Source organism: Methylobacterium sp. 142-1Y, from assembly GCF_057747795.1.
The window spans coordinates 3,042,501-3,069,150 of the sequence record NZ_CM173224.1 but is presented as its reverse complement, the minus strand read 5'-3'; the positions used below and the strand labels follow the sequence as shown (position 1 = coordinate 3,069,150).

At 70.6% G+C, this 26,650-nt stretch carries 24 protein-coding genes; 9 read left to right on the top strand and 15 right to left on the bottom strand.

Annotated elements, in window-relative coordinates; translation table 11 throughout:
- Positions 1-48 precede the first annotated feature (48 nt).
- A complete protein-coding gene (locus tag AC3AOF_RS13910; RefSeq protein ID WP_236990244.1) occupies positions 49-981 on the bottom strand; it encodes a hypothetical protein in 933 nt (310 codons plus the stop codon).
- Positions 953-3,433 carry a YfhO family protein gene (locus tag AC3AOF_RS13905; protein WP_488348835.1) on the bottom strand — a complete coding sequence of 827 codons (2,481 nt, stop codon included), beginning with the start codon at positions 3,431-3,433 and terminating at the stop codon, positions 953-955. The genes AC3AOF_RS13910 and AC3AOF_RS13905 overlap by 29 nt, the downstream gene beginning before the upstream one ends.
- A 164-nt stretch (positions 3,434-3,597) precedes the next feature.
- On the opposite strand from AC3AOF_RS13905, the gene AC3AOF_RS13900 reads away from it, so the two are divergent.
- The 5 genes from AC3AOF_RS13900 (at position 3,598) to AC3AOF_RS13880 (ending at position 8,223) form a co-directional block, all read left to right on the top strand.
- Complete coding sequence (locus AC3AOF_RS13900; protein ID WP_488348834.1) at positions 3,598-4,161, top strand: nitroreductase family protein; 564 nt, start codon at positions 3,598-3,600, stop codon at positions 4,159-4,161.
- A gap of 171 nt (positions 4,162-4,332) precedes the next feature.
- The gene (locus AC3AOF_RS13895) at positions 4,333-4,959 is read left to right on the top strand and encodes a flavin reductase family protein (RefSeq protein WP_488348833.1); all 627 of its coding nucleotides are present in this window, start codon (positions 4,333-4,335) and stop codon (positions 4,957-4,959) included.
- 513 nt (positions 4,960-5,472) lie between these two features.
- Positions 5,473-5,775 carry a type II toxin-antitoxin system ParD family antitoxin gene (locus AC3AOF_RS13890; protein ID WP_488348832.1) on the top strand — a complete coding sequence of 101 codons (303 nt, stop codon included), beginning with the start codon at positions 5,473-5,475 and terminating at the stop codon, positions 5,773-5,775.
- 142 nt (positions 5,776-5,917) lie between these two features.
- Positions 5,918-6,964, top strand: a complete 1,047-nt coding sequence (locus AC3AOF_RS13885) for a transglycosylase SLT domain-containing protein (protein ID WP_236990249.1) — start codon at positions 5,918-5,920, stop codon at positions 6,962-6,964.
- 35 nt (positions 6,965-6,999) lie between these two features.
- Positions 7,000-8,223 (top strand): DUF2336 domain-containing protein, encoded by a 1,224-nt coding sequence (locus tag AC3AOF_RS13880; RefSeq protein WP_236990250.1) that lies wholly within the window; start codon positions 7,000-7,002, stop codon positions 8,221-8,223.
- A gap of 587 nt (positions 8,224-8,810) precedes the next feature.
- On the opposite strand, the gene bioB is transcribed toward AC3AOF_RS13880, so the two are convergent.
- The 3 genes from bioB to AC3AOF_RS13865 form a co-directional block, all read right to left on the bottom strand.
- Entirely contained in the window at positions 8,811-9,803 is a 993-nt protein-coding gene (bioB, locus tag AC3AOF_RS13875) for a biotin synthase BioB (RefSeq protein ID WP_488348831.1), read from the bottom strand.
- Complete coding sequence (locus tag AC3AOF_RS13870; protein ID WP_488348830.1) at positions 9,800-10,357, bottom strand: biotin transporter BioY; 558 nt, start codon at positions 10,355-10,357, stop codon at positions 9,800-9,802. Before AC3AOF_RS13870 ends, bioB begins: the two co-directional genes overlap by 4 nt.
- A 105-nt stretch (positions 10,358-10,462) precedes the next feature.
- A complete protein-coding gene (locus AC3AOF_RS13865) occupies positions 10,463-11,113 on the bottom strand; it encodes a GntR family transcriptional regulator (protein ID WP_488348829.1) in 651 nt (216 codons plus the stop codon).
- A gap of 99 nt (positions 11,114-11,212) precedes the next feature.
- Here AC3AOF_RS13865 and AC3AOF_RS13860 point away from each other — a divergent pair, with 99 nt between their 5' ends.
- Positions 11,213-11,917, top strand: coding sequence for a class I SAM-dependent methyltransferase (locus AC3AOF_RS13860; RefSeq protein WP_236990254.1), 705 nt, complete (start codon positions 11,213-11,215; stop codon positions 11,915-11,917).
- A 540-nt stretch (positions 11,918-12,457) separates the two neighbouring features.
- Here the strand turns inward: AC3AOF_RS13860 and AC3AOF_RS13855 are convergent.
- The 7 genes from AC3AOF_RS13855 to AC3AOF_RS13825 all read right to left on the bottom strand — a co-directional run bounded on the left by AC3AOF_RS13855 (position 12,458) and on the right by AC3AOF_RS13825 (position 19,408).
- Positions 12,458-13,777 carry an LLM class flavin-dependent oxidoreductase gene (locus AC3AOF_RS13855; protein ID WP_488348828.1) on the bottom strand — a complete coding sequence of 440 codons (1,320 nt, stop codon included), beginning with the start codon at positions 13,775-13,777 and terminating at the stop codon, positions 12,458-12,460.
- A 19-nt stretch (positions 13,778-13,796) separates the two neighbouring features.
- Positions 13,797-15,128, bottom strand: a complete 1,332-nt coding sequence (locus AC3AOF_RS13850) for an MmgE/PrpD family protein (RefSeq protein ID WP_488348827.1) — start codon at positions 15,126-15,128, stop codon at positions 13,797-13,799.
- A gap of 4 nt (positions 15,129-15,132) precedes the next feature.
- Positions 15,133-15,915 carry an amino acid ABC transporter ATP-binding protein gene (locus AC3AOF_RS13845; protein ID WP_236990258.1) on the bottom strand — a complete coding sequence of 261 codons (783 nt, stop codon included), beginning with the start codon at positions 15,913-15,915 and terminating at the stop codon, positions 15,133-15,135.
- Between the two features lie 10 nt (positions 15,916-15,925).
- Positions 15,926-16,648, bottom strand: coding sequence for an amino acid ABC transporter permease (locus tag AC3AOF_RS13840; RefSeq protein WP_488348988.1), 723 nt, complete (start codon positions 16,646-16,648; stop codon positions 15,926-15,928).
- Positions 16,649-16,692: 44 nt separating this feature from the next.
- Positions 16,693-17,433, bottom strand: coding sequence for an amino acid ABC transporter permease (locus AC3AOF_RS13835; protein WP_488348826.1), 741 nt, complete (start codon positions 17,431-17,433; stop codon positions 16,693-16,695).
- A 34-nt stretch (positions 17,434-17,467) separates the two neighbouring features.
- Positions 17,468-18,313 carry a transporter substrate-binding domain-containing protein gene (locus tag AC3AOF_RS13830; RefSeq protein WP_488348825.1) on the bottom strand — a complete coding sequence of 282 codons (846 nt, stop codon included), beginning with the start codon at positions 18,311-18,313 and terminating at the stop codon, positions 17,468-17,470.
- 135 nt (positions 18,314-18,448) lie between these two features.
- Positions 18,449-19,408: a sulfonate ABC transporter substrate-binding protein gene (locus AC3AOF_RS13825; RefSeq protein WP_488348824.1), complete on the bottom strand. Its 960-nt coding sequence runs from the start codon at positions 19,406-19,408 to the stop codon at positions 18,449-18,451.
- Positions 19,409-20,237: 829 nt separating this feature from the next.
- On the opposite strand from AC3AOF_RS13825, the gene AC3AOF_RS13820 reads away from it, so the two are divergent.
- Positions 20,238-20,408 carry a hypothetical protein gene (locus AC3AOF_RS13820; protein WP_236990262.1) on the top strand — a complete coding sequence of 57 codons (171 nt, stop codon included), beginning with the start codon at positions 20,238-20,240 and terminating at the stop codon, positions 20,406-20,408.
- A gap of 30 nt (positions 20,409-20,438) precedes the next feature.
- Here AC3AOF_RS13820 and AC3AOF_RS13815 read toward each other — a convergent pair whose 3' ends face one another.
- From AC3AOF_RS13815 to AC3AOF_RS13805, 3 genes are all read right to left on the bottom strand, one after another.
- Positions 20,439-20,945: an SgcJ/EcaC family oxidoreductase gene (locus tag AC3AOF_RS13815; protein WP_236990263.1), complete on the bottom strand. Its 507-nt coding sequence runs from the start codon at positions 20,943-20,945 to the stop codon at positions 20,439-20,441.
- Positions 20,946-21,433: 488 nt separating this feature from the next.
- Positions 21,434-23,269 carry an aminopeptidase P family protein gene (locus AC3AOF_RS13810; protein ID WP_488348823.1) on the bottom strand — a complete coding sequence of 612 codons (1,836 nt, stop codon included), beginning with the start codon at positions 23,267-23,269 and terminating at the stop codon, positions 21,434-21,436.
- A gap of 49 nt (positions 23,270-23,318) precedes the next feature.
- Positions 23,319-24,476: a DUF2125 domain-containing protein gene (locus AC3AOF_RS13805; RefSeq protein ID WP_236990265.1), complete on the bottom strand. Its 1,158-nt coding sequence runs from the start codon at positions 24,474-24,476 to the stop codon at positions 23,319-23,321.
- A gap of 156 nt (positions 24,477-24,632) precedes the next feature.
- On the opposite strand from AC3AOF_RS13805, the gene AC3AOF_RS13800 reads away from it, so the two are divergent.
- Positions 24,633-25,175, top strand: a complete 543-nt coding sequence (locus AC3AOF_RS13800) for a gamma-glutamylcyclotransferase (protein ID WP_488348822.1) — start codon at positions 24,633-24,635, stop codon at positions 25,173-25,175.
- Between the two features lie 123 nt (positions 25,176-25,298).
- A complete protein-coding gene (locus tag AC3AOF_RS13795; RefSeq protein ID WP_236990266.1) occupies positions 25,299-26,579 on the top strand; it encodes an MFS transporter in 1,281 nt (426 codons plus the stop codon).
- Positions 26,580-26,650 lie beyond the last annotated feature (71 nt).

Sequence of the window (26,650 nt, the reverse complement as noted above, 5' to 3'; positions counted from 1 at the left end):
GAAAGGCGCGCCGCCGTGACGCCCGCCCGGCCGCCGCTCACGGAGGCGTCACGGATCCTTGGCGATCGCCTCGATGTCGCGGTCGACGCCGCTCTCGACCTTGAAGTCCTGGGTGTAGACCTTGCCGTCGTGGCGGGCGATGAGCTGGTACTCGCCTTCCGCCAGGGTCACCTGCGGAAAGGCGCCGATCGCCTCGCGGATCGTGTCGCCGCCCGGCGTCAGCACGCTGAAGGCGGTGCCCGCGAAGGCCTCGGTGCCGGGAGCGGCGACGAGCTTCAGGGTTACCGTCGCGGCGCGGTGGTTGAGGGTCGCATCGGTGAGGCGGCCGTTCTCCACCTTCAGGTCGGCGCGCTGGATCGCGTTGGAATCGCCCCAGGTCGAGACGACGTGGTAGGTCCCCTCGGGCAAGCGCACCACCTCGCCGGCCTTGACGCCGTCGCGGACGAGCCGCCCCTCCGGGTTGTTGCCGATCGGCACGAAGACCGCGAAGGCGAGCTGGCCGGCTGCGATCTTCGCCTCGCCGACCGCGCCGGCGAGCCGCAACGCCCCGGCATTGACGGTGAGCTGGTCGCTCGCCGCCCCGGAATTCAGGGTCACGCGCTTCGAGGTGCTGACGAAGCCGTAGGTGACGTTGGCCAGATAGCTACCCGGCGGCAGCCGGAAGGTCGGCTGCGCCTCCTCGGAGCGGGCCAGCACCACGGGCTTGCCGCCCTCCGGCCGGTCCTCGTAGATCCGCCAGGTCAGGCCGCCGCGCAGGGGCTTGGCCTCGCTGGTCAGCACCGCCCGCAAGGACAGGCTGGCCTCGGCGGGCGCCGGCGCCGGGGGCGGCCCCTGGGTCACGCCCTGGGGGGCGATGCCTTGAGGCGCGCCGCCCGCGGGCAGCGACGGGGTCTGTCCCAGGGCAGGGATCTGTCCCAGGGCGGAGCTTGCGACGAGCGCGAGCGCCAGGGCCTCACCGAACCGCCGTCTCGCCCGCGTCATCGTCCCTCGCCAGCAATTCGCTTGCCGCCGCCACCAGGTTGTCGACCGAGAGCGGACGGAACTTGAACTCGACCACGTGCTTGCCGGCCGGCACCTCGACCCCGCGGAAGAGCAGGTTGGTGCGCAGGATCGGGCGGCGGGCACCGTCGACCCGGGCCTGCCAGCCCGGATAGAAGATGTCGTGCAGCACCAGCACGCTGTCGCGGTCGGTCTCGACCTCCACCGTGACGATATTGCGGCGATAGGCCAGGATCGTCGCCGTGCCCTTGGCCGCGGTCACCGGCGCCGCCGGGTCCTTGAGGCCGAACTCGCCCGAGATCTTCGGCACGCTGTCCTTGTCGACGAGCGCGGTGTCGTTGCCCTCGAAGTCGGGCAGTTCGTCCTGGTCGAGCACGCTCTCGGAATCGACCGGGACGAGGCGGGTCGCCAGGTAGGCCCGGGGCTTGGCCGGGTCGAGGCGGTAGATCCACATCTCGCCCGAGCCGTAGAGCAGCTTGGCGCCGGTCAGCTGCGGGAAGTGCTTCGGCAGCCGCTCGGCCGGGCGGTCGAGGACGAGGTATTCGAGGCCAAGCAGGCTCGCGAGCCGCGAGCGGTAGCCGCGAAACAGCCCTGGGAACTGGCGCAGGTTCGGATCGGCGGCGTTCTCGCCGGGGCCCACCGCGCGCTCGTAATCGGCGAGCCGCAGGGGGTTGTAGCCGATCGTATCCTCGAGCCCGAGCACCATCGAGGCGTTCTGCCAGGCGCCGCCGAGGCCCAGGATCTCGACCCGGGGGTGCTCGCCCTTGGCGTGGCGCGCGTCGAGCTCGGCCTTCAGCAGCGTCAGGCCCTGGAGCTGCTCGGGCGGCAATTTCTGGAACACCGCGTAGCGGCCCGCCGGCTCGGCGTTGAGGGAGTTGCCGGCATTGCGCCAGACCAGCTCGGCGCCGAGCAGGGCCACGAGGCAGGCGGCGGCGAGCGCCCGGCGGCGCGGCCCCGCCCGCAGCATGACCACGACGGCGGCGAGCGCGATGCCGGTGCCGATCAGCCCGTCGCGGATGGCATCCGGCAGGTGGTGGCCCCGTGCCGCGTAGCGGTAGGAAACCCACACGATCCCCGCCAGGATGGCGAACGCCGCGCCCGGCAGGGCGAGGCGGGCGGCCCGCGCGAGGCCCGCCGCGCCCGAAGACAGCCGGGGCGCGCCCTCGATGACGTAGCGGTGGACGAGATAGCCGGCGGTGAGCGCGAGCCCGATATTGATGACGAAGGTCGCATCCGCCGGCCGGCGATAGAGGTCGACGCCGGGGAAGTGATCGAAGATCGGCGCGAAGAGCGGGGTGTAGCGCCCGAGCGCATAGAGGATCGCGGCGGCGAGCACGATCACCGGATAGCGGATCTCCCGGGCGGCGAGGCGTCCGCCGGCGATACCGTGCCAGAGGATCAGCACGGCCGGCAGGGTCCCGGCGAACAAGTAGTTCACCGCCCGGTCGGTCCAGGTGTTGCCGTCCATCGATTGCCAGTCCGGACCCCAGTAATCGTAGGTCCAGCGCAGAGAACCGAACACGTCGGCGAAGAGCGCGGTGGCGAAGCTCGATGGCGGCAGCGAGCCCATGATCGCCGCGCCGTAGCCGAAGGACGGCCGGGTCGAGGTCATCAGAAACTGCATGGTGAGGAGCGAGGGCACGGCGAGCAGCGCCCCGCCGACCACGCCCATCACGGCGAGCACCCCGATCCGCGCGCGCAGGTAGGCCAGCGGCGCCGGCGCCGTCAGGATCGCGTGGAACGCGACGCCGATCAGGCTCAGGCCGCAGAGGAAGGCGACCTGGTCGCGCCCCACCGTCATCACGGCGGCCACCACCGCGAAGGCGAGCCCGAAGGCGTAGGAGCGGCGCGCCAGCGCCTCCTCCAGGAGCCACCAGGCGAGCGGCACGAAGCCGTAGGAGATGATCATGCCGGTATGCTGGAGCCGGGCCGACGCCGAGCCGCCGAGCACGAACACCATCGCGGCCGCGACCGCGCCGGCCGGGTGCCAGCCGCGGCGGCGGAACAGCAGCAGGGTCGCGACCGCGCCGGGGATCAGGTGGGCGAACACCACCGCGTCGAACAGCTCCATCGACGGCGACGGATCGAGCCACGCGAAGAACAGCATGGTCGGGGTGAAGAGCAGCGATTGCGGATCCGCGACCGACGGGTGGCCGGCGAAGTGGTAGGGGTTCCAGAGCGGCAACTCGCCGTTGGCGAGCGCGGCGCCGAGATAGCGCAGCATCGGGTAGAAGTGGTTCTTGGAATCCCACGGCACCACGGCGCCGGCGAGCGGCCACACCGCGGCGGCGGCGGCCCAGAACAGCATCACGGCAGCCAAGGCCAGCCAGAAGTCCCGGGGCGTCCAGGCATGGGCCGGTGGGACATAGGCCTGTGGGACATGGGCCGGTGGGACATGGGCCGGTGATGAAAGGGGAACGGGGGAGCGCGTCATGGTGCGGTCGGCGTCCTCGGCACCGGCTCTCCCGGCGCAGGGCTATTCGTCGCGCCCGGCCGTGGCCGTCCGGGGCGGAATGGTGCTTAAAGGGAGCATCGGGGCGCCAGGATGGCAGCCTGTCGTTCCGTTTGCCCGCTATAGCTCAAGCCACTGAAGCCGAGATGAACGCAACCCTCGACCTTCTCCGCACCCGCCGCTCGGTGCCGCCGGTGCAGCTCGCCGGGCCCGGCCCTTCCTCCGAGGAACTGGACACGATCCTCGCCGCCGCCTCGCGCGTGCCCGACCACGGCAAGCTCGCGCCCTGGCGCTTCATCCTGATCGAGGGCGAGGGGCAGGCCCGCATCGGCCAGGTCGTGGCCGAAGCCTACCGGGCCGACCACAGGGAAGCCGACGACAAGCGCCTCGCGCTCGAGGCCGGGCGCCTGGCGCAAGCGCCCCTGGTGATCGCCGTGGTGTCGCGGGCCGGCCCGCACGTGAAGATCCCCGATTGGGAGCAGGTGCTCTCGGCCGGCGCCGTCTGCATGAACCTGATCGTGGCGGCCAACGCGCTCGGGTTCCGCACCGCCTGGCTCACCGAGTGGATGGCCTATGACCGCCGGGTGCTCGATGCGCTCGGCCTCGACCCGGCCGAGCGGCTGGCGGGCTTCGTCCATGTCGGCCGGGCCGGCGAGGTGCCCCCCGACCGGCCGCGGCCGGCGGTGTCCGAGATCGTGACGCGGTACTGACGCGAGCGGGCTGGCGCCGGGCCCCGGTGATGCTCTAGATCTTTGATTTTGCCGCATTTTCTTCGACGAACCGGTATCCACTTCGTCGGAAAATGCTCTAACTGGCGGCGGACGGTCCGGACGGGCCGCCGCTTCCAGAGCATTCGCTTCCAGAGCATTTCGGGGCCGCCGATGCATTACGACGCCGAGACCCGCACCCTGCCGCACAATCCCTTCAAGGCCCTGGTGGCGCCCCGCCCGATCGGCTGGGTCAGCGCGATCGGCGCCTCGGGGGCGCTGAACCTCTCGCCCTACTCGTTCTTCAACGGGATCGGGGACAACCCCGAGATGGTGATGTTCTCCTCCTTCGGCCGCAAGGACGCGCTGACATTCGCGGAGGAGGGGGGCGAGTTCGTGTGCAGCCTCGCCACCTTCGACACCCGCGAGGGCATGAACCAGTCCTCGGCGCCCCTGCCGCGGGGCGAGAGCGAGTTCGACTTCGCCCACCTCGCCACCGCCCCGTCGCGCAAGGTGCGCCCGCCGCGGGTGGCGGAGGCGCCCGCGGCCCTCGAATGCAAATGGCTCCAGACCATCCCGCTGGTGCCCGCCGGCGGGGGCGAGGCGGCCTACTTCATGGTGATCGGCCAGGTGGTGTCGATGTATATCGACGACCGCTTCGTGACGCCGGAGGGCCGGGTCGATACCGGGGCGATGCGGCCGATCATGCGCGGCGGCTACTTCGATTACTTCACGGTCGAATCCGAGAACCGCTTCGAGATGCGCCGGCCGGCAGGCGGCGGCGACGCGCCGAAGCGGTGAGGGCGTGCGCCTCGCGCCGCCGGGGCTATCCGCAACAGGACCCGTGCGGATTTTCCCCTCGTTCCGCGGGCAGCTATCGGATTCACACAGTTCCTCTGAGAACCAACCCTTTGTGAATGTACGCGCTTTCCCCTCCCCCCTTTGGGGAGGGGCTAGGGGTGGGGGTGGTGCCGGATAAAGCTGAGTGGTGCCTCCTGCACCACCCCCACCCCTGACCCCTCCCCACAAGGGGGAGGGGAAGCGCGCTACCTTTGAAGGGGAAAGCACTCAAGCCGAGATGTGTAAATGCGATAGCCGCGGGCGGGGAGAGGAAAGAACCCGCGCTACACCTTTCCACGGACCGTCCTGGCACCCGCGGGAGGCCTCATGCATCAGGTGAGAGTTCCGAGCGCCGTGCTCGCCCCATGCCTCTCATGCCCACGAGCTAGGTCTCTCTCTCCGGGCCGCACGAGAAGCCGACATCGATTCGGGGCCGTGCTACCGTTCTTTGAGCACACGGCGAAGGATTCCCCGATGCAAGTCGCCGACAAAACGACCAGCATCAGCCTTCCATCCGAGCCGCTGCGCGAGAGCGTTGCGGCGGGCGAGCACGCCTCCCTCAGCGACGTCCGGCACGATGCGATGAGCCTGGAACAGCGCCAGCGCGAGGAGGAGCACGCCAAGCGCCTCGAAGCCATTCGCGCTCGCATCCGCCGTTCGCTGGACGATCCGCGGCCCGACCTGACTCCGGAACAAGTCGATGCTTTCTTGGAAGAGCTGTTCGCCGAGGCCGAGAGAGACGGCCGTTTCGCGGTAGGTGGCTCGTCGAAATTGTGAGCCTAGGGGCGGGGGAGGAAGGAACCCGCGCGGGACGCACCGCCCCCACCCCGCCTTCAACCTTCCTTTACCATAATCCCAGCATCCTGCGGCCCAAGAGAGAGCCGGCCCGCGCGTTGCGGCGCCGCTCCACCGGGCCGCCATGTTCCTGTTCAGCAGCACGCCGTCGCAAGGGACTGCCAGCCAAGGGGCCAATGCCCAGGCCACCGCCCGTGCGGCGTCCGGCAACCCGGTGATCGACGCGATCCGCCAGGGCGCCGAGAAGACCGGCGCCGCCTTCGACTACCTGCTCTCGACCGCGCAGCGCGAATCGAGCCTCAACCCGAGCGCCAAGGCGGGCTCGTCCTCGGCGACCGGCCTGTTCCAGTTCATCGAGCAGACCTGGCTCGGGGTGATGAAGCAGGACGGTCCGTCGCTCGGCCTCGGCTCCTACGCGGACGCGATCACCGCCCGGTCGTCGGGCGGCTACACCGTCAGCGACCCGGCCGCCCGGCAGGCGATCCTCGACCTGCGGCGGGACCCGGAGATCGCCTCCGCGATGGCCGGCGCGCTGACCCGGCGCAACGCCGACGCCCTCTCCGAGGCGCTGGGCCGCGAGCCGAACCGGGCCGACCTCTACGCCGCCCATCTCCTCGGGGTGCGCGGGGCGCTGACCCTGATCCGTGCCGCCGAGACCGCCCCCGGGCGCTCCGCCGCCGCCGACCTGCCGGAGGCGGCCTCCGGCAATCGCGGCCTGTTCTACGACCGCGCCGGCCGGGCGCGCAGCGCCTCCGAGCTCTACGCGGTGCTCGGCACCAGCCCCGCCGTCCCGACCGCGACGACCACCACGCTCGCCGCACAGGCCGCAGCGCCCTCGGCCTATGCGCCGGAGGCCGGCAGCGGCCTGCGCTCGCTGTTCCAGACCGATGCCCGCCGCGGCCCGGTCTCCGACAGCGTCGCCCGCCTGTGGGGCAGCCGGAGCACCGGCGCGAGCGCGCCGAGCTATTTCCCGCGCTCGGGCGACGGGCCGGTCCTCGCTGCCGCTTCACCCGCGCCGAGCCCGCCGGCCGCCCCGGCCGGGATAGAGGACGGTCTCCGAGACACCCTTCGGGACACCCCGGCACCCGGCATGCCCCTGCCGCCCGCCCGTCCGCGGGAATTCGGCGGGCGCGGCCGCGCCGCCCTCACGTCCTCGTCGATCCAATCCTGACCGACCGCCCAAAACCCCTCCACGGAGCCGCGCCGATGATCGTCCGCCAGTTCCTGCTCTGGACGCAGCACGTATCCGCCGGAAGGCGGGCCGAGGCGGCCTCGTCCCTCGCCAGAGCCTACCTCTACGCCAAGCTCGACCCGGCCGCGCGCTGGGAGGCCAAGACCGCCATCACGGCGCTTCTCGACGATCCCTCGCCCCTGGTGCGGCGGGCCCTCGCCGAGGCCTGCGCCAACGCCGCCGAGGCGCCCCGGACCCTGGTGGTGGCGCTCGCCCAGGACCAGGCCGAGATCGCCGCACTGGTGCTGGCGCGCTCGCCGGTGCTGTCGGATGCCGATCTCGTCGATTGCGCCGCCGTCGGCGACGAGGCCGGGCGGATCGCCATCGCGGGTCGTCCCCACCTCTCGGCGATGCTGTGCGGGGCGCTCGCGGAGATCGCTGGCGCGCAGGCCCTGCGAGCCCTCGCGGCCAATCCGGGTGCCGAGATCACCCGCGGCAGCCTCCTGCGGATGGTCGAGCGCCACGGCGACGACGCGTCCTTGCGCGAGACGCTGCTCGCCCGGGCCGACCTGCCCGTCGACGTGCGCCAGGCGGTGACCGCCCGCCTCGCCAGTGCGCTGTCGGCCTTCGTGAGCGGCTGCGGCTGGCTTTCGCGGGAGCGCAGCGAGAGGGTGACCCGGGAGGCGCGGGAACGCACGACCCTCGGCCTCGCCGAGGCTTCCGACCGCGCCGACCTGCGCCGCCTCGTCGCGCACTTGCGCGGCGCCGGCCAGCTCACCGCCGGACTGATCCTGCGGGCGCTGCTGTCGGGCCGGATGGCCTTCACCGAAGCGGCGTTGACCGACCTCTCGGGCTTGTCCGCCGAGCGGGTGGCAGGGCTGCTGCACGATCCGCGCGGGAGCGGCATGACGGCACTCTACCGCCGGGCCGGCCTGCCGCCGGCCCTCGAACCCGCCTTCGCGGCGGCGATGTCGGCCTGGCACGAGGAGACGAGCGGCCTCTCCGACAGCGGCGGCGCCGGCCTGTCGCGGCGGATGATCGAGCGCGCGGTTACCGCCTGCGAGCGGCTGCCCTTCGCCGACGCCCACGCCATCGTCGCCCTGCTCAACCGCTTCGACGCCGAGGCGGCCCGCGACGAGGCCCGGGTGCTCGCCCGCGCCCTGGTGAGCGAGGCCGCGACCGACGATGTCGTGCCGGAGACGATCCCCGCCGGCCTGATCGACAGCTACCGCCGGGACCGGCCGCGGCTCGCGGCCTGAGCGCCTGTTCGCGTCGGCTCACCGACGTGAAACCATCGATGTCATCACGGGGCCGCGCAGCGGAACACGGGATCCATCACCACCTCCGTCTCAGGACGAGGCGGAAGGCCGGCCGCCTCGTTTGGCACCGGCAGCGGTGATGGATCCCGGATTTTCGTCTTCGACGAGCACCGGAATGACGTCCGAGGGATGTCGGTCTCTGTACCGGATCGATCGGCGCAGACGCTCGAACGGGCACTGACGCGTCAGCGCCCGCCGGCCCGCCGGTCGGTGCACATCACCGCCGCGGCGAGGTAGCCGGCCAGAGAGACGATCACGGCGTGAGGGTAGATCGGCCGAACGAAATGGGCGGAGACGCTCATCGATTCCTCCCGATTCTGGTGTTGCATCGAGCTTACGATGCCGGACACTGCGCGGACAAGCATGGGTCGCGAAGAATTTTATCCTCGCAATGGCGGATTAAGCTGCCGGGTGGTCTTTCGTGATCCCGGTATGGCGATGGTCTGCCTTGCGCCGCGTGTGGTTTTGCCTGATGGAACGTCGTTTCATCATGCGACGGTCATCCGTCCCGCCGTAGCCGACGCCCGTCACGCCGGGGCGGTCGCGGCATCCGCGCGCCTCCGGGGCGCAAGGGCGGCGAAGAGCACCGCGTCGTCGCCGTGCTCGGCATTCGGCGTCGTCAGCAGGGTGTCGCCGGAGAAGACCGAGTTCGCCCCGGCGAGGAAGCACAGGATCTGCGCCTCCCGCCCGAGCTGTGCGCGGCCGGCCGACAGGCGCAGGACCGAGCCCGGCAGGACGAGCCGCGCCGTCGCCACCATGCGCGCGAGGTCGAGGGGGTCGATGCGGGGCCGGTCGGCGAGCGGCGTGCCTTCCACCGGCACCAGGGCGTTGATCGGCACGCTCTCGGGATGCGGCGTCAGGCCCGCCAGGACCTGGAGCAGGCCGGCCCGGTCCGCCACCGCCTCGCCCATGCCGACGATGCCGCCGCAGCACAGGCCGATGCCGGCCGCCCGCACCGTCGCCAGGGTGTCGAGCCGGTCCTCGTAGCGGCGGGTGGTCACGATCCGTCCGTAGAAGTCCGGGCCGGTATCGAGGTTGTGGTTGTAGGCCGTCAGCCCGGCCGCGGCGAGGCGCGCGGCCTGGTGGGCCTCCAGCATGCCGAGCGTCACGCAGGCCTCCATTCCGAGCGCCCGCACGCCCTCGACCATTGCCACCACCGCGTCGAACTCGGCCCCGTCGCGCACCTGGCGCCAGGCCGCGCCCATGCAGAAGCGCTCGGCCCCCGCTGCCCTGGCCCGGGCGGCCTGCGCCAGCACGACACCCGGATCCATCAGCCGGTCGCGGGCGAGGTCGACGCCACGGTGATGCGCCGATTGGGGACAATAGGCGCAATCCTCCGGGCAGCCGCCGGTCTTCACCGACAGAAGGCTCGCCTTGTGGATCTGGTTCGGGTCGTGGTGGCGCCGGTGCACGGCGTTGGCGCGCCCGACCAGTTCGAGCAGGGGCAGATCGTGCAGGGCCTCGATCTCCGCCACGCTCCAGTCGTGCCGGACGGTCCCGTCCTGGTGGTGCGGGCTCATCGGGCGAAAACCCGGCGCAGGCCCGGCCGGGCGCAGGATCCGGCGGCGACGAGGCCGATCTTGACGAGGTCGCCGAGGAGGAACGGCGCGAGGCCGAGGGCGACGAGACGATCTGCCGGCACGAACAGGGCGAGCCAGGCGAGGCCGAGGACATCGATCGCCGCGAGGCCGGCGAGCATCGCGGCGACCCGGCCGAGGAGCCCGCGCCCGGCGGCGAGGGCGCCGACCAGCCCGGCCGCGACGAGGTAGCCCGCCAGATAGCCGCCGGTCGGTCCCGCCATGTAGGCGAGGCCGAGACCGCGCTCCGGCGTGCCGGAGAAGACCGGCAGGCCGGCGGCGCCCGCCGCCAGGTAGCCGAGGATGCTCGCGACCGCGAGGCGGGGTCCGGCGGCCACGGCGAGGGCCATGACGGCGAGGGTGTGCAGCGTCATCGGCACCGGCCAGAACGGAATCCGGACCTTGGCGGCGATGGTGATCAGCACGACACCCGATAGGACGATGGCGAAGGTCCGGGCCGCGCGCAGGGGCGCGGCGCCGACGACGAGGGATGTCATCGGGCTCTCCATTTTTATAGATAATTATGCCGAGGCGGCGCGCAGAATGAGCCACGATTGCCGTAGCAAGGCAATACGCTCTGAAAATAATAGATAATTTGTCGATTAGCCACCGCGGCGGGTGGTGCCGGGCCCCGGCCGATGCCCGACCCACTGGACGTGCCGTGCGAGGATGGCGGCGGCGGCATCGACGTCGCCGGCCCGCAGGGCGACGAGGATCGCCCGGTGGTCGCGATCGGTCGGCGCCTCCCATTCGGCACGCCAGCCGGCGAACAGGAAGCGGGCGCTGGCGGCCTGGAGGTCGTCGATCGTCCGCAGGAGGCGCGGCATGCCGCAGGGGGCCAGAATGAGGCGGTGGAAGCTCCGGTTGGCCTCCTCCCAGGCCTGGACGTCGCCGCCGGCCCGGTCGCCGGCCCGGGTCGCGTCCTCGGCCCGGTCGAGGATCGCCGGGGTGAGGTGCGGCGCGGCGTGGCGCAGGGCGAGCACCTCGAGGGCGGCGCGCATCTCGGCCACCTCGCGCACCTCCTCCGGGCTGAACCCCGCGACGCGCACGCCCCGCCGCGGCTCGCTCACCACCAGCCCCTGCGCCTCCAGACGGCGGAAGGCTTCCCGCACCGGGACGTGGCTGGCGTCGAACTCCTCCGCTACGGCGTCCTGCGGCAGGCGGGAGCCCGCCGCCAGGGCGCCGGAGATGATGCGCTCGGCGAGCGCCCGGCTGATCCGCAGGGCGATGGGTTCGTCCTTGGCTGTCGTCATGGATTATCGATAATCCATGACCATCGCGCCGTCACGCCGGCATGGCCGACCGGTGCCCCTCATGCGAGGCTCGGCCATCCGCGAATCGGGGAGGATGCGATGGGCAACGGCTGGGACGAGTCCGCCGCCGCATGGATCGCCGATATGGGCGAGGCGGGCGATTTCGGCCGCAAACACGTGCTCGACTCAGCCATGCTTTCCAGGCTGCGGGGAAGGGGCTTCCGCCGCGCCCTCGATGTCGGCTGCGGCGAGGGCCGTTTCTGCCGGCGGATGCAGGATCTCGGGATCGCCCCGGTCGGAATCGATCCGACCGATGCGCTGCTGCACCGGGCCCGGGCCTGCGACCCGGAGGGCGTGTATCTGCCCGGCCGCGCGGAGTCGCTGCCCTTCGCCGACGGGGCCTTCGACCTCGTCGTCAGCTATCTCACGCTGATCGACATCCCGGACATTCGCGCGGCGATCCCCGAGATGGCCCGGGTGCTGGCGCCCGGCGGGACGCTCCTGATCGCCAACCTGAACAGCGTCGCCACGGCTGGCGGCTGGAGGCAGGACGATGACGGCGTTCGGCGTTTCCGGATCGACGATTACCTGGAGGAGCGGGGGGAGTGGGCCGCGTGGCGCGGCATCCGCGTCCGCAACTGGCACCGGCCGCTCTCGCTCTACCTGGGCCTGCTGCTCGGGCAGGGGCTGGTCTTGCGCCACTTCGACGAGCCGGCGCCGCAGGGCGGCGACCCGGCCAAGGCCGCGCGCTACCGGCGGGTACCGTGGTTCGTGACGATGGAATGGGAGAAGCCGGCGGGGTGAGGGGGGCAAGGCGGCTCAAAGCCAAGTTGCACGTTCCGGCTTCTGTCTCCGGAACGATTTGATGGCCGGTGTGCGCCGTCCCATCCGCAACCTCATCCTGAGGTGCGACCGGAGGGAGCCTCGAAGGAGGGCTCCAGGGATCGCGATGACTTCTGGAGCCCTCTTTCGAGGTCAGCCGATTTTCGATCGACTAAATGGAAACCGATCTCACGCAGCTGATTTTACAGCTGAATTTTGAGCACAAACCCCCCTCTCCCCGCCCGCGGGGAGAGGAGAGAACCCGAGCCAGAACGAGAACTGCCTTCGACGGCTGCAACGGGGACAGACAGCCGCAGCTTCGTTTCAGTCGCCAGGGACCGCGAAGCCGGTGACGAACTGGTACGGTTTCTGGAAGATCGCGTCCGGAAACCGTGTCACGAGCCCGCGCGGTGAAGCCGTACGCTTCACACGCCTGAGCGACGCAGATCTCCGCATCGCGAACGCGATTGCGCAGCAATCGCCGAGCGATCAATCAGACAGCGTATGATGCGGCCCTCCGCCTCACGCCCCCGGCCAGGCCGGCCGCGCGATTCCGAGGTGATCGCGCAGGGTGGTGCCCTCGTATTCGGTGCGGAACAGACCGCGCTCCTGCAGGATCGGCACCACCTCGGCCACGAAGTCGTCGAGGCCGCCCGGGAAGTAGGGCGGCATCACGTTGAAGCCGTCGGCCGCCTCCCCCTCGAACCATTCCTGCATCCGGTCGGCGATGTCGGTGGCGGTGCCGAGCACGATGTGGTGGCCGCGGCCGGCCGCGACGCGCAAGGCGAGCTGGCGGATCGTCAGGCCCTCGCGGCGGGCGAGCTCCGTCAGCAATTCGGCGCGGCTGCGCAGCTGGTCGGAGACCGGCAGGTCGGGCAGCGGCCCGTCGAGGTCGTAAGCGGACAGGGAATGGCCGATGCGCTCCTCGAGCAGCGGCATCGCGCTCGCGATCGGGGTCCAGCGGTCGAGCTCGCTCAGCTTCTCGCTCGCCTCCTTGAGGCTGCGCCCGACCACCGGCAGGAAGCCCGGCATCACCGCGACCGAGGCGGGATCGCGCCTGAAGCCGGCGACCCGGGCCTTCAGGCTGCGGTAGAAGGCTTGCGCCTCGGCCAGGCTCGCCTGCGCGGTGAACACGATGTCGGCGGCCCGCGCCGCGAGATCCTGGCCGGGCCCCGAGGAGCCGGCCTGGATCAGCACCGGGTGCCCTTGCGGCGAGCGCGGGATGTTGAGCGGGCCCTTCACCGAATAGTATGTGCCGGCGTGGTCGAGCACCCGCACCTTGGCCGGGTCGGCATAGACGCCGCGTTCCTTGTCCTTCGGAAAGGCGTCGTCGGCCCAGCTGTCCCACAGGCCACGCACCACCTCGACGAACTCTTCCGCGATGGCGTAGCGGGCGTCGTGCTCGGGATGGCTCTTGGAAAAGTTGTTGGCCGAGCGCGCGTAGGAGGTGGTCACGATGTTCCAGGCCGCGCGGCCGTGGCTCAGGTGATCGATCGACGCGAAGGCGCGGGCGAGGTGGTAGGGCTCGCCGTAGGTCGTGGAGGCAGTGGCCGCGAGGCCGATCCGCTCGGTCACCATGGCGAGGGCGCCGAGCAGGGTCAGCGGCTCGAACCGGGCGATCATCGAGGGGTGGGCGTCGACGCCGCTGGTCAGGCCGTCGGCGAGGAAGACCATGTCGAACTTCGCGGCCTCGGCCGCCTTCACCACCCGGAGCAGCAGGTCGAGATTCTCGCTGCCCGATTCGGCGTCGGCATGGCGCCAGCCGGAGACGTGGTGGCCGGCGCCCTGGAGGAAGAGACCGAGATGCATGCGGCGGGGGACGGACGATGACTGGGCGGTCATGACGGCGCCTTTCAGGTGATCAGGAACGGCTCTGGCCGAGCAAGGCAAGAAGGCGGGCGAGGTCGGCGTCGTCGTCCATCCGGGCGACGAGGTCCGGGATTCCGGAAAAGATTTCGGCGCCCCCGGTCGCGTCGCGGAATTTTTCGCGCGCATCGGTCAGGCCCGGCAGGCCCTCGATCCGCCGGCTCATATGCCTGCCATCCCTGAGGGTGACGTCGAGGACCACGAACCGGGTCGCGGGGTCGGCCGACAGGCGCGGCGCCGCCTCGTCGTGGCGGCGCGAGACGTGGGCCGCGAGCACCGCGAGGTCCGGCCGCACCGGCCGCTCATCGAAATGACCGATGCCGAGCGCGCCGTCGGTCAGCGCGGCGGCAAAGACGTATTCCGGGCTGAACCGCGCCTCGATACCGGTGGTAGGGCGCGAGACGACGAGGGCCGCGTCGCCGCCGGGCGGGAAGGTGAGGGCGACGCAATCGACCGCCTCCGCCTGCAAGGCATCCGCCTCGCGAAGCGCGAGCGCCCCGACCGCCACCGGGTGCGCCGCCGTGCAGCACGGGAACGCCTTCAGGGTGAGGCCCGGCTTGAGGATCTGCCACGGCTCGCCCCAGCCGGCGAGCAGGCGGTCCGGCGCCGTCGCGCCGAAGCCGAAGGCGTCGAGGAAGCCGATCGGGCTGTCGAGGAAGTCCGGCGCGCCGGACAGGCCGGCTTGCGCGAGGCACGCCGCCGTCAGCCCGGCGCGGGCGGCGAGGCCGGCATGGAGCGGCTTGGCGTCGGTGCCGAATTGCAGCCGCAGTCCCGCCGATTGCGTCGCGGCAAGCCCGAGCGCCACCGCGATCGTGTCGGGGTGTAAGCGCAGCAGATGCGCGACCGCCGCCGCGGCGCCGACGGGCCCGAGGGTCGCGGTGGCGTGGAAGCCGGTCTCGTAGTGGCGCGCGCCGAGCGCGAGGCCGAGCCGAGCCATCGCCTCCAGGCCGACGATGTAGGCGGCGATCAGGTCGCGGGCCGCGACCGGGTGAGTGCCGGCGAGGGCCAGGAGGGCCGGCAGGATCACCACCGTCGGGTGGCCGCGGACGCTGGCATGCACGTCGTCGTAATCGAGAACGTGGCCGCTATGCCCGTTGACGAGGGCGGCGGTGAAGGGGTCGGCGCGCCCGGACCGGCCGATGAGCACCGACGGGCCGATGCCGGCCCTGAGCGTCTCGACCAGGAGCCCGGTCGAGCGGTCGTCGGCGCCGCCGAGCGCGCAGGCGAGGAGGTCGAGGATCGCGAGCCGCGCCGCGACGATGGCCTCTTCCGAGGGCTTCGCGGTGGCGATGGCGACGGCGAAGCCGTGGGTGAGCGAAGTCGTCATCCGGTCAGATCCCTTCGCCGGGCTGTACCGCCTCGCGGTCGCCCAGCCCGCGCACGAATTGCCGGATGCGCGGGTTCTGCGAGCGGTGGAAGATCTGCTCGGGCGGGCCGTCCTCGACGATGCGGCCGTTCTCGGTGAAGACGATCCGGTCGCTGATCTCTTCGGCGAAGCGCATCTCGTGGGTGACGAGGAGACTGGTCATGCCCTCGCGCACCAGCCCGCGGATCACCGCCAGCACCTCGCCGACCGTCTCGGGGTCGAGGGCCGAGGTCACCTCGTCGAACAGCACCAGGTCCGGCCGCATGGCGAGCGCCCGGGCGATGGCGACCCGCTGCTGCTGCCCGCCGGAGAGCTGGCCCGGATAGGCCGCGACCTTGTCGGCGAGGCGCACCCGCTCCAGCAGGGCGCGGGCATGGCGCTCGGCCTCGGCCCGCTTCTCCTTGAGGATGCGGACCGGCGCGATGGTGATGTTGTCGAGCACGGTGAGGTGCGGAAACAGGTTGTATTGCTGGAACACGATGCCGATGCGCTTGCGCAACGCGATGCGTTCGGCCTCGGTCCGAAGCGTATCGACCCGCACGCCGTTGACGGTGATTCTGCCCGAACTCGGCGCGAGCAGCGCGTTGATGCAACGCAGGATCGTCGACTTGCCGGAGCCCGACGGGCCGATGATCGACACCGCCTCGCCGCGGGCGACATTCAGGTCGATGCCCTTCAGCACCTCGTTTTGCCCGAAGCTCAGATGCACGTCCTCGAGGGCGACGAGGGGAGGAGATGGTGCGGTCATGTGTCCGGACTCATCGCGCAAGCCGCCGCTCGAGCCGCTGCGTGAGGCGCGAGACCGGGTAGCAGAACAGGAAGAAGGCGAAGAGCACGGTGACGTAGGTGAGCACCGTGAAGTCGGTGCGGCTCACCGCCGTGCTGGCATCGGTCGCAGCATGCAGCAGTTCGTGGACGCCGACGAGCGAGGCGAGCGCCGTGCCCATGCAGATCGAGGCAGTGAGATTCATCCAGGGCGGCAGGGCGCGACGCAGGCACTGGGGCAGGATGATGAAGCGCAGGGCCTCGATCCGCGAGAAGCCGAGGCCCTTGGCGGCATCCCATTGCGGCGTCGGGATGGATTGCAGGGCGCCGCGGGTGATCTCGGCGGTGTGGGCGCTCGCCGGAATCGCCAGGCCGATCACCGCCTTCACCCAGTCGGGAAACGGGATGTAGTGGCCCAACGCAACGATCTCGAACGGAAAGATGTAGGTGGTGGCAAAGATCAGCACGAGGTGCGGGGCATTGCGAAACACCTGCACGTAGGCGACGGCCGGCGCCCGCACGAGCCGCATCCGGCTGAGCTCCATCGCCCCGAGCGCGACGCCGGCGAGCGTGCCCAACGCCATGGCGAGCACGCTGATGAGGATGTTCATGGCAAAGCCGCGGGCGAGGTAGGGCAGCCATTCGAGGAGGAGCCGCGCCAGCGACGGATCGAGGACGAGCCAGAGCGCGACCGCGGCACAGAACCCGGCGGCCATGACGAGCGGCGCCGACGAGGGCCGCGCGGAAGGAGAGATCGCCGTCACTGCCCGTATCCCGGCACCGCCAGCCGCCGCTCGACCGCGGCGCCGAACCGCGCCACCGCGAGATTGATGGCACTGAAGAACAGGAGCAGCACGATCATCAATTCGACGACGTTGTCGCGCTGGGTCCAGATCATCAGCGAGGCGTAGGTGATCTCGTTGACCGCGACGGCGTAGCCGATGGTCGTGAGCTTCACCAGGTTGACGAGGTTGTTGACGATCGCCGGCAAAGCCGTGCGGACAGCCAGCGGCAGTTCGACCACCCGCAGCACCTCCAGCCGCGAGAAGCCTAACCCCCGGGCGGCCTCGACGGTGGCTGCCGGCACCGCCTCGATCCCGCCGCGCAGGGCCTCGGCATGGAGCGCCGCGACGTGCAGGCTGATGACCGCGACGAGCCAGAAATAGGCGCCGAGCGGGTTGTTCTGCGCGCCACCCAGCGCCTGCGAGATCAGCATGTTGACCACGAGCACCGTGAACATCAGCTGGACCAGCGTCGGGGTGTTGCGGGTGAGCTCGACATAGGCCCGCGCCGGCCCGGCGAGCCAGGGCCGGTTCGAGGTTAGCGCCGCCGCCAGTCCCACGCCGCAAGCGAGGCTGAGCGGGATGGTCAGCGCGACGAGGACGAGCGTCGTCGTCATCCCGTCGAGCCACATCCGCAGCTCGAACGGGCTCGTCAGGAAGTCGAAATTGAGCCCGACCTGGGCCGCCAGGGCGATGAAGTCCCGGACCGCGTCCTGCATCCTGGTATCGCCTTGCCGGTGTCGCCTTGCCCGTTCAGCGCGCCGCCGAGAGCGTCTTCTGCTGCTCTTCGATGAAGGCCGTGTTGAGGAGCCGGTTGGCCTTGGCGATCTCCAGGAGCTTACCGGAGGCGATCAGCTCGCGCAGGGCCTTGTCGAGGGCGGCCGCGGTGTCCTTCTCGCCCTTGCGGATCCACACCACCGAATCGGCCGGCACGATCTCGGTCGGGATCAGGATGCCGTAATTCCTCCACTCGTCGGCCCGGTCCTCGAGCATCAGGCCGAGCGTGGCACCGGTATGGATCGCCACCACGCAGGTGCCGCCCTTCAGCGCCAGCAGCGATTCCGGCTGGCTCGGCAGGCCCTTCACCACCGCGCCGTATTGCTCGATCAAGGGCTGGGTGAAGTTCGAGCCCTGCGACACGCAGACCGGCTTGCCCTTCAGGTCGGCCCAATCCTTGATCCCGCTATCCTTGCGGCCGATCGCGGCGCCGCCGGCGCGGTCGAACACGGTGGGCGGAAAGTCCATGATCTTCGCCCGGTCCTCGGTGACCTGCATGTTGGCGAGGAGCGCATCGACCTTGCCCTGCTGCAGGAACTGCACCCGGTTCGGCGGCGTCACCGTGACGGTCTCGAGCGCCACGCCGAGTTTGTCCGCCAGCGCCCGGGCGAGGTCGATGTTGAAGCCCTTCTGCTCCTGCGTCTTCGGGTCGATAGAGCCGAACGGCGCGCCCGACAGGATGACCCCGACGGTGAACTTCCCCTTGGCCTTGATCCGGTCGAGCGTGGCATCGGCCTGGGCCCCCGAGATACCGGCGAGCAGGGCGGCGAGGAGAGCGGCGGCGCGCAAAGGGGTCGTCTTGCCGGTCGTCTTGCGGATCATGGACGGTCTCGCGGTGTCTCGGCGCCGGGCGGCACCCTGCCGGGCCGCGGCGGCCCGGTCTCGGTCTCTCGCGCGGCATACTCGAATGCCGTCCGGGTTTGTAGGGCCCGGCCTGTTATTCCCTGGCGGGGCGCCTCAGGCCGGCGGCGCGGTCCACACCGCATCGCGCACGGTGATCGCCCGCGGGATCAGGCCGAGCCGGTGGAAGCGGTCGGCGGTGGCCTGCTGGCCGGCGAGGATCGCGTCGCTCAACGGGCGGACGGCGAACTGGGTGCGGTCGGCCGCGACCTTCTGGATCGGGTAGGGGATGCCGGTGATATCGGTGAGCGCCCGCGCCACCTGATCGCGATGCGCTTCCGCCCAGGCGGCGCCCTGTTCCAGCGCCCGCAAGGCCGCGCGCACCACCGCCGGATGAGCCTGCGCGAAGGTTTTGTTGGCCAGGAAGTAGCCGGAGACGTCGAGGGTCTGGCCCGAGGTGGTGAGCACCCGGGTGGCGTCGCGCGCCTGCGCGATGGCGAAGTACGGATCCCAGATCGCCCAGGCGTCGACGCTGCCGCCGGTGAAGGCCGAGCCGGCATCGGCCGGGGAGAGGTAGACCGGCGTGATGTCGGAAAAGCGCAGGCCCGCCTTCTCCAGGGCGGCGACCAGCAGGTTGTGCGAGGAGGTGCCGCGGGCCACCGCCACCTTGCGGCCCTTGAGATCGGCCACCGTGCGGATCGGCGACGCCTCCTTGACGAGGATCGCCTCGCCCTCGCCGGAGGGCGCCGCGGCGGCCGTATAGACGAGGTTGCCGCCCGCGGCCTGGGAGAAGATCGGCGGGGCGTCGCCCGTATAGCCGAAATCGATGCTGCCGGCATTCAGCGCCTCGAGGAGCGGCGGACCGGCCTGGAACTCGAACCAGCGCACCTTCACGCCGCGATCGGCGAGTTGCTTCTCGATCAGCTGCTGCTGGCGGGTGACGACGATCAGGCCGATCTTCTGGTAGCCGATGCGGAACTCGCTCAAGGCGGCCTCGCCGGCGGCCCGGGCCGGCCCCGTCGCGAGGGCGCCGGCCGTCACCAGCCCCGCCAGGACGGAGCGGCGTGTCGGATGCATGGTGAAGACTCCATCAAGGGTAATTCGGCGCCGCGCGGCGATCATCGCAGGCCGCCGGTAGTCTGTGGAATTTCTCATTCCTGTCTGCTGGGGTCAATGAAGCGAAATACCAAAATCTGTTGTGGCGATGGACACGATTTCTTCGACAAATGATCGCCAAGAAAACTTCTTCTAAACGGTCACAGGGCTGTTCGTTGGAAGGAGTCGCGCGGGCTTAAGCCTCCCGCCTCTACGGGGGAGGGGGCCCGGCGGAGCCGGCGGGAGAGGAGCAGCGCGGCGCTGCTCCAGGTGGTGCCCTTCACAAAGGTCGCGACCTCTCCGGAAACGGCGTCCCCTCTCCCGGCTCGCTCCGCTCGCCACCCTCCCGCGCAGGGCAGGGTGATCGCATATGAGTATTGCCTAAAGTAAAAAATTCCTCCAACAAAGGCTTTTTGACAGTAATTTTGGGAATTAAATTCTCCGATTCAAGCCCCTCTGAGAATTGGATTGCCATTCAATTCTTGTTTGTGATTGCCCTGCCCCGCAGAGGGGGAGGGGAAAACCCGCGCATTTTCCTTTCCCCGGACGGCCCAGCCGAAAATCGTGACGGGGAAGCGCGCGCAATGACAGCGGTCGGCAACCAGAAGCGACGTCGCGACGCCTCATCCGAATGACGGATGACGGCGAGATCGATCATCTTTACGCCAGTCGGGAATAAAGGAGCAGAAAAGATCGTAGTCCGCGAAGCCGTTGCTTGAGCCGATACACGATCGCACGCGACCGGCCGGCAACCCGGCCCGATGAGAACAGCGAAAAATCCATCTGGCCCGCGGGCCGCAAGGAGGCCGACATGCGTGTTCTGACCGCTCTGTGCGCCCTCGCCCTCGCCACCGGGCTGTTCTGGGGCACGATGCCGACCCGCCCGCCGACCGGCGAGGCGAGACCCGGGATCGGCATCGACACGCGCGAGATCACCCTGCGCGCGCATCTCCGGGATGCCGATCCCTGCGACGCCTCTTGAGGCGGCGAAACGTCCGACGAATGTCGGCGCTCAGTGATCCTTGGCGGCGGCGGTGACGGCGACGACCGGCTCCGGCATCGCCGACGAATGGTGATGCGCGATCAGCCACTCGCCGTCCTTCAGCACGTAGACGAAGCTGTAGCGCGCCGGCACGACCAGGTGCTCGCCCGGGTTCTTGCCGTCGACCAGGAAGGTGTAGGTGCCGACATCGGTCGCCAGGTTGCAGCCGATCTTGATCGTATGCGTGTTGATGACGCCCTGCGGGTGCTTCTCCAGGAAGTGCACGAAGTAATCCTGGATCATCGCCCGGTCGGTGCGCGGCGTGTTCGACACGGTCGGCAGCAGCACGGCGTCGGGCGCATAATTCGCCGTGACCTTCGCCGGGTCGAGCGTCGCCAGCGACGTGTTCCAGCGGTCGAACAGGCCCTCGATCTGGCGCTCGGTCACCGCGGCGCAATCCATCGCCTTGGCCCGCCCCGGCGAGGCGGCGAGCAGCATCGTCCCTGCGGCCAGGGCCGCGAGAATCGTCGTCTTCATGATTTGGTCGTCCCCGTGCCGCGATCGGCATCGGGACAATACGAACATAATGCCGCGCAATCGACAAGAATGCGCAAGGTTCCGAACGCTCGGACAATTCTTGCGATCTATATCGAAGTATATAGTGCTAACAAGTTTGTGCTTCGCGTCTCATAGAAGTGATTATTTATATCATTGCAGAATACGTGATAGTTAATTAAAGTTTATTTATTGATTTGTTAAGCGATCACTGAGTATTTGAGGCCCAATTCCACAAAAAATTTTTATACTCATCCATCTACGACCTCATCCTGAGGTGTTAGCCGATCGAAGATCGACTGACCTCGAAGGAGGACTCCAGAAGCCTCTGCAATCTCTGGAGCCCTCCTTCGAGGCTCACTTCGTTCGCACCTCAGGATGAGGTCGTGGATGGGACGAAAAGTTCCCGGCTATGCTGCCCCCGCTCGAACGACAAGCTCCAGGGAAGCCGAACGCGCCTCGACAGGCTCTCAGGCGAAGGCGGCGAGCGACCGCGTCGCCGCGATCAGCCATTCGCGGGTCTCCGGGTCCACCAGATCGGCGAGAGTCTCGCGCACCCGGGCATGGTAGGCGTCGAGCCAGGCGGTCTCGTCGGGGGTGAGCAGGTCGGGCACGACGAGCGCGAGGTCGAAGGGGGCGAGCGTCAGGGTCTCGAAGCCGAGCATCGGGCGCTCGGCGCCCGCCATCGCCCGCTCCTCGACCAGGACCAGGTTCTCGATCCGGATGCCGAAGGCGCGGGTCTTGTAGTAGCCCGGCTCGTTCGAGACGATCATCCCGGGCTGAAGCGCCGCCGTGCCGGTCTTGGCGATGCGCTGCGGCCCCTCGTGCACGGACAGGAAGGCGCCGACGCCGTGGCCGGTGCCGTGGTCGAAGTCGAGGCCGGCCTCCCAGAGCGGGCGACGGGCGAAGGCATCGATCTGCGCCCCCGTGGTGCCGCGGGGAAACACCGCGGTCGCGATGGCGATGTGGCCCTTGAGCACCCGGGTGAAGCGGTCGCGCATCTCGGCGCTCGGGGTTCCGACCGCCACCGTGCGGGTGATGTCGGTGGTGCCGTCGCCGTATTGCGCCCCGGAATCGATCAGGAACAATTCACCGGGCTGCACCCGCCGGTCGGTGCCGCGGGTGACGCGGTAATGGACGATGGCGCCGTTCGGCCCGGACCCTGAGATGGTCGGGAAGGCGATCTCGCGTAACGCATTGGTCTCGGCCCGGAACGCTTCGAGCGTCACCGCCGCGTCGATCTCCGACACCCCGCCGCCGGGGGCCTCGCGGGCGAGCCAGGCGAGGAAGCGGGTCACGGCGGCACCGTCGCGGCGATGCGCGGCGCGGGCGCCGTCGATCTCGGCGGCGTTCTTCACCGCCTTCATGGCGGTGATCGGATCGGGACCGACATCGAGCGTGCCGCCCGCCGCGGTGATCCGCCGGCCGAGCGCCACGGCGCCGGTGGCCGCATCGACCCGCACCCGGGCCTTGGCGGTGCCGAGGGCGTCGAGGGCCGCCGGCAGCGCGCCGGGCTCATCCCGCTCGGCGAGGCCGTCGAGGGCGCGCGCCGCCTCGTCCGTCACCTTCTCGGGCTCGAGGAAGAGGCGCGCAACGCCCTCCCGCGGGATCACCGCGTAGCCGAGGGCGATGGGAGTATGCGCGACGTCGCCGCCGCGCAGGTTGAACGCCCAGGCGAGGTTGTGCGGGTCCGAGACGACGAGGGCGTCGAGCCGCGCCTTGGCCAGGGCGTCGCGGACGCGCGCGAGCTTCGCGGAGGCCGCCTCGCCGGCCAGGTTTTCGGGATGAGGCACCACCGGCGCGCGCGGGGCGGCCGGCCTGTCGATCCACACGAGATCGACGAGGTTGAGCGGCGTCGCTTCGACGCGCCCGCCCGCTCCCTTGGCGGCGCGCTCCAGCCGGGAAAGCCCGTCCGGCGTGTGCAGCCAGGGATCGTAGGCAAGCACCCCGCCCGCCGGCAGGTTCGCCTCGATCCAGGCTTCCACACTGGTCTCGGCGAGCGGCACCGGGGTGACGACGCTCGTATCCACCTGCTCCTCGGCCTGCAGGGTGTAGCGCCCGTCCACCACCAGGGCGGCCTTGTCGGCGAGCACGACCGCCGTGCCGGCCGAACCGGTGAAGCCGGTGAGCCAGGCCAGCCGCTCGGCGTTGGGGGGCACGTATTCCGACTGGTGCTCGTCGGCCCGCGGCACGACGAAGCCGGCAAATCCCCGTTGCGCCATCGCGGCCCGGAGCGCGGCGATCCGCGCCGCGCCCTCCCGGTGGCTTTGATCCTCGAAGCTCTGGAAGCGGGCGGTCTTGCTCATGCTCCCAGGCGTACGACGCCGCGGGCAGGGCGGCAACCGCCCAACCCCCTCAATACAGGGGCTGCAGCCGCACGTTCGGCACCGCGAAGGGGCCGACGACCACCCGCCCGCCGGTGAGGCGCACGGTCGGCAGCACCTTGAGCGGCGGCTCGCCGGGCCGGTCCTGGGAATTCGCCCCAGTCCCCTGTCCTTGGCCCGGCGCCGGCTCCTTGCGGCGCCCGCCGAGGAACTGGCCGACGATGTTGCCGATCAGCGCCGCGCCGTCGCCGCCGAGCCGGGCGCCGATCTGCTCGCTGATCAGCGGCGCGATCACCTGTTCCAGGCCGGCGGTGCGCACGTCGAACTGCCCGGTCGGGCGGTGCTGGTCGTCGAGGCCGACGACCCCTTGCGCCCGCAGGCGCCGGCTGCCCTTCTCGGCGGCGAGGCTGGCGATCTCCACCGTGCCGCCGGCCTCGCGCCAGCGCTCGAGCTCCTGCGGGACCGGCCGGGTGCGGAAGCCCGTGGCCCGGGTCACGGTGGCGTCGAGCGCGATGTCGGCGGGCTCGGTCCCGCCGAGAATCGGATCGAGCACGGGCAGGCCCGCCCGCAGCACCCGGGCGCTCAGGTCGACGGCGCCGTCGGCGGCAAAGCGCCCCGGCGTCGGCCGTGCATGCAGTTCCAGGTGATCGACGGTGAAGTCGATCGGCGAGGGGTCGGCGCCGGTGACGGCGCCCTTGAGTCCGTCCGCCACCAGGGAGGCGCGCTGGAAACCGTCGCCCGTGACGTGCAGGCTCGCCTCCAGCTGGGTCCAAGTCACGTCCGCGTCGAGCCCGCCCTGCTGCACCCGGAACGGCCCGGTCGCCTCCAGGATCACGTGGCGCGGCTGATAGACCTGCGCCACGGCCACCAGCGGGCCGGTGGTGAAGCGCACGTCGGAGCGGGCAAAGCTCAAGGAAGCGCAGCGCAGTTCGAATCGGAACGGGAAGCCGGTCAGCGAGCGGTCCTGGCAGGTCCATTGCCGGCCGGCCTGCGCCTCGCGGGCAAACCACCCGTCGATCTCGCCCTCGGCCTTGCCCCGCAACCAGAACCAGCCTGCGCTCCAGGCCAGGCCCAAGAGGACGAGCAGCGCGAACGGTGCGAACAGGCCGAGGCGCAGGCCCGGCCCACGGCCCGGATTCCGGCTCGGCGGCGTCTCGTCGGTCGGCCCAACGGTGGTCGGCCTGTCCATCGGCATGATCCCGGCTCTGCGGCGGCCCGGCACGGGCCACCCGGATTGAACCGCGTCCCCGTAGCTGCTACCGGCCGCGCCCGGCAAGGGATGCAAGTTCGCAGGCACGCTCACGAGGTCGTGCCGGACGGACACTTGCCGAGAGGAAGCAAGGCGATGGGGACGGGCGAACCGTCGGATCTCTGGGTGTTCGGCTACGGCTCGCTGATGTGGCGGCCGGGTTTTCCCTTCGTGGAGAGCCGGCCCGGCCGCCTGCGCGGCTATCACCGCTCGCTCTGTGTGCTGTCGCACGTCCATCGCGGCACGCCGGAGCGGCCGGGCCTGGTGCTCGGGCTCGACCGCGGCGGCTCCTGCCGCGGCATGGTTTTTCGGGTCGCGGGCCCGGAGGCCGCCGCTACGCTGGCTTACTTGCGCGAGCGCGAGCAGGTCACGGCGGTCTACGTCGAGCGGGTGCTCGGCGTCACCCTCGACGACGGGCGCCGAATCGAGGCGGTGACCTACCTCGTCGACCGCCGTCACCCGCAATATGCCGGCCGACTGCCCGAGGCCGAGCTGGTGCGGCTGGTGCGCCAGGGCCTCGGCCGCTCGGGCGCCAACCCGGATTACGTCCGCCACACTCACGACCAGCTCGTCGCCATGGGCATCCCCGACCTGATGCTCGCCCGCCTCGCCGCCGCCTGCGCGGTGCCGAGCCCGTGAAAGCGCGGCCGGGTCGAGCTCGGCCGTGCGCGCGATCATTTCCGGTTCAGGCGCGTTAGGTCGATAGGGACGGAAGATTCCGAACGACGGCCCGAACGGGCGAGCCGGAGCGCCTGCGCATTGATGAATCCCACCTCCCACCTCGCCCTGATCAACCTGTTCGTCGGCGACATCCAGGGCGGGCTCGGCCCTTTTCTCGGCACCTGGCTGGCGCAGGCGGCGCAATGGGGGCCGAGCGAGGTCGGCCTCGTCACCACCATCGTGGGCTTCGCCACCCTCGCCCTGAGCGGGCCGCTCGGTGCCCTCGTCGACCGGCTCGGCCGGCCCCGGCTGCTGATCGCGGCGGCCTGCGCGGCGATCCTCGTCGGCACGCTGCTGCTGCTGCCGGCCCGCTCGTTCATGACCGTGCTCGCCGCGCAGTTCGTCGCCGCCGCGGGCGGCACCCTGGTGGTCCCGGCGGTGACGGCGCTGACGCTCGGGATGGTCGGCAAGCAGGCTTTTCCGAAGCAGCAAGGCCGCAACCAGGCCTGGAACCATGTCGGCATCCTGGGGGCGGCGCTGGCGATCAGCTTCGGCACCCCGCTCATGGGTCCGAGCATCGCCTTCTGGGTGCTCGGCGGTCTCGCGGCCTGCGCCATCATTGCCGCGCTGACGACGCCGAAAAAGGCCTATAACGGCCGCCGCGCCGTGGGCTGGAAGGAGGACGACCCGGACGACACCCCTGAGCGCTCCGGCATCCTCAAGGTCCTGTCCGACCGGCGCCTGCTGATCCTCTCGGCGGCGCTCGCCCTGTTCAACCTCGCCAACGGCTCGATGCTGAGCCTGCTCGGGCAGAAGCTCGTCGCCGCGGGCCAGGACGGCACCGGCTGGACCGCCCGCTACGTCATCGTCGCGCAAGCCGTGATGATCCCGGTGGCGCTCTTTGCCGGGTCGCTGGCCGACCGGCGCGGCCGGCGCCAGCTCCTCCTCGTCGCCTGTGCAGTGCTTCCGGTCCGCGCGCTCCTCTCGGCGTTCCTGTCCGATCCGTACTGGCTCGTCCTGGCGGAGGTGCTCGATGGCGTCGCCTCGGGGGTGATCGGCGTCGCGGTGCCGGTGGTGGTGGCGGACCTGACCTGGGGCACGGGCCGCACCCAGACGGCGCTCGGCACCGTTGCGGCGGTGCAGGGCGTGGGCGGTGCCCTCTCGGGTTGGGTCGGCGGCCTCCTCGCGCTCCATCTCGGCTGGACCTGGGCCTTCCTGGCCCTGGCGGCTCCCGCCGTCCTCGCCCTGGTCCTGGCGCTGTGGCTGGAGGAGACCTGCGCCCCCGGAGGGCAGGACGGCGCCGGGGCCGCCTGCAGCCAGTCGAAGCCGCCTGAAGGGGCCGAGCCGCACCGCGGCGCGGTGGAGGCCTCGGCCGGCCCGTGACTGCGCCGGGGATTGCCCCGGGGTCCCACTGGACAGGCCGGAGGCCGCCGTGATGCTATCGCGGCCGTCAC

What these genes read in the sequence shown, in the direction of transcription:
- AC3AOF_RS13845 (WP_236990258.1), bottom strand. Translation starts at nt 15,915, where the DNA reads ATGACCGCACCATCTCCTCCCCTCGTCGCCCTCGAGGACGTGCATCTG.
- AC3AOF_RS13800 (WP_488348822.1), top strand. Translation starts at nt 24,633, where the DNA reads ATGGGGACGGGCGAACCGTCGGATCTCTGGGTGTTCGGCTACGGCTCG.
- AC3AOF_RS13900 (WP_488348834.1), top strand. Translation starts at nt 3,598, where the DNA reads ATGAACGCAACCCTCGACCTTCTCCGCACCCGCCGCTCGGTGCCGCCG.
- AC3AOF_RS13815 (WP_236990263.1), bottom strand. Translation starts at nt 20,945, where the DNA reads ATGAAGACGACGATTCTCGCGGCCCTGGCCGCAGGGACGATGCTGCTC.
- AC3AOF_RS13820 (WP_236990262.1), top strand. Translation starts at nt 20,238, where the DNA reads ATGCGTGTTCTGACCGCTCTGTGCGCCCTCGCCCTCGCCACCGGGCTG.
- bioB (WP_488348831.1), bottom strand. Translation starts at nt 9,803, where the DNA reads ATGAGCCCGCACCACCAGGACGGGACCGTCCGGCACGACTGGAGCGTG.
- AC3AOF_RS13795 (WP_236990266.1), top strand. Translation starts at nt 25,299, where the DNA reads ATGAATCCCACCTCCCACCTCGCCCTGATCAACCTGTTCGTCGGCGAC.
- AC3AOF_RS13835 (WP_488348826.1), bottom strand. Translation starts at nt 17,433, where the DNA reads ATGCAGGACGCGGTCCGGGACTTCATCGCCCTGGCGGCCCAGGTCGGG.
- AC3AOF_RS13810 (WP_488348823.1), bottom strand. Translation starts at nt 23,269, where the DNA reads ATGAGCAAGACCGCCCGCTTCCAGAGCTTCGAGGATCAAAGCCACCGG.
- AC3AOF_RS13870 (WP_488348830.1), bottom strand. Translation starts at nt 10,357, where the DNA reads ATGACATCCCTCGTCGTCGGCGCCGCGCCCCTGCGCGCGGCCCGGACC.
- AC3AOF_RS13910 (WP_236990244.1), bottom strand. Translation starts at nt 981, where the DNA reads ATGACGCGGGCGAGACGGCGGTTCGGTGAGGCCCTGGCGCTCGCGCTC.
- AC3AOF_RS13880 (WP_236990250.1), top strand. Translation starts at nt 7,000, where the DNA reads ATGATCGTCCGCCAGTTCCTGCTCTGGACGCAGCACGTATCCGCCGGA.
- AC3AOF_RS13825 (WP_488348824.1), bottom strand. Translation starts at nt 19,408, where the DNA reads ATGCATCCGACACGCCGCTCCGTCCTGGCGGGGCTGGTGACGGCCGGC.
- AC3AOF_RS13850 (WP_488348827.1), bottom strand. Translation starts at nt 15,128, where the DNA reads ATGACGACTTCGCTCACCCACGGCTTCGCCGTCGCCATCGCCACCGCG.
- AC3AOF_RS13885 (WP_236990249.1), top strand. Translation starts at nt 5,918, where the DNA reads ATGTTCCTGTTCAGCAGCACGCCGTCGCAAGGGACTGCCAGCCAAGGG.
- AC3AOF_RS13830 (WP_488348825.1), bottom strand. Translation starts at nt 18,313, where the DNA reads ATGATCCGCAAGACGACCGGCAAGACGACCCCTTTGCGCGCCGCCGCT.
- AC3AOF_RS13890 (WP_488348832.1), top strand. Translation starts at nt 5,473, where the DNA reads ATGCAAGTCGCCGACAAAACGACCAGCATCAGCCTTCCATCCGAGCCG.
- AC3AOF_RS13865 (WP_488348829.1), bottom strand. Translation starts at nt 11,113, where the DNA reads ATGACGACAGCCAAGGACGAACCCATCGCCCTGCGGATCAGCCGGGCG.
- AC3AOF_RS13860 (WP_236990254.1), top strand. Translation starts at nt 11,213, where the DNA reads ATGGGCAACGGCTGGGACGAGTCCGCCGCCGCATGGATCGCCGATATG.
- AC3AOF_RS13840 (WP_488348988.1), bottom strand. Translation starts at nt 16,648, where the DNA reads ATGGCCGCCGGGTTCTGTGCCGCGGTCGCGCTCTGGCTCGTCCTCGAT.
- AC3AOF_RS13895 (WP_488348833.1), top strand. Translation starts at nt 4,333, where the DNA reads ATGCATTACGACGCCGAGACCCGCACCCTGCCGCACAATCCCTTCAAG.
- AC3AOF_RS13805 (WP_236990265.1), bottom strand. Translation starts at nt 24,476, where the DNA reads ATGGACAGGCCGACCACCGTTGGGCCGACCGACGAGACGCCGCCGAGC.
- AC3AOF_RS13855 (WP_488348828.1), bottom strand. Translation starts at nt 13,777, where the DNA reads ATGACCGCCCAGTCATCGTCCGTCCCCCGCCGCATGCATCTCGGTCTC.
- AC3AOF_RS13905 (WP_488348835.1), bottom strand. Translation starts at nt 3,433, where the DNA reads ATGACGCGCTCCCCCGTTCCCCTTTCATCACCGGCCCATGTCCCACCG.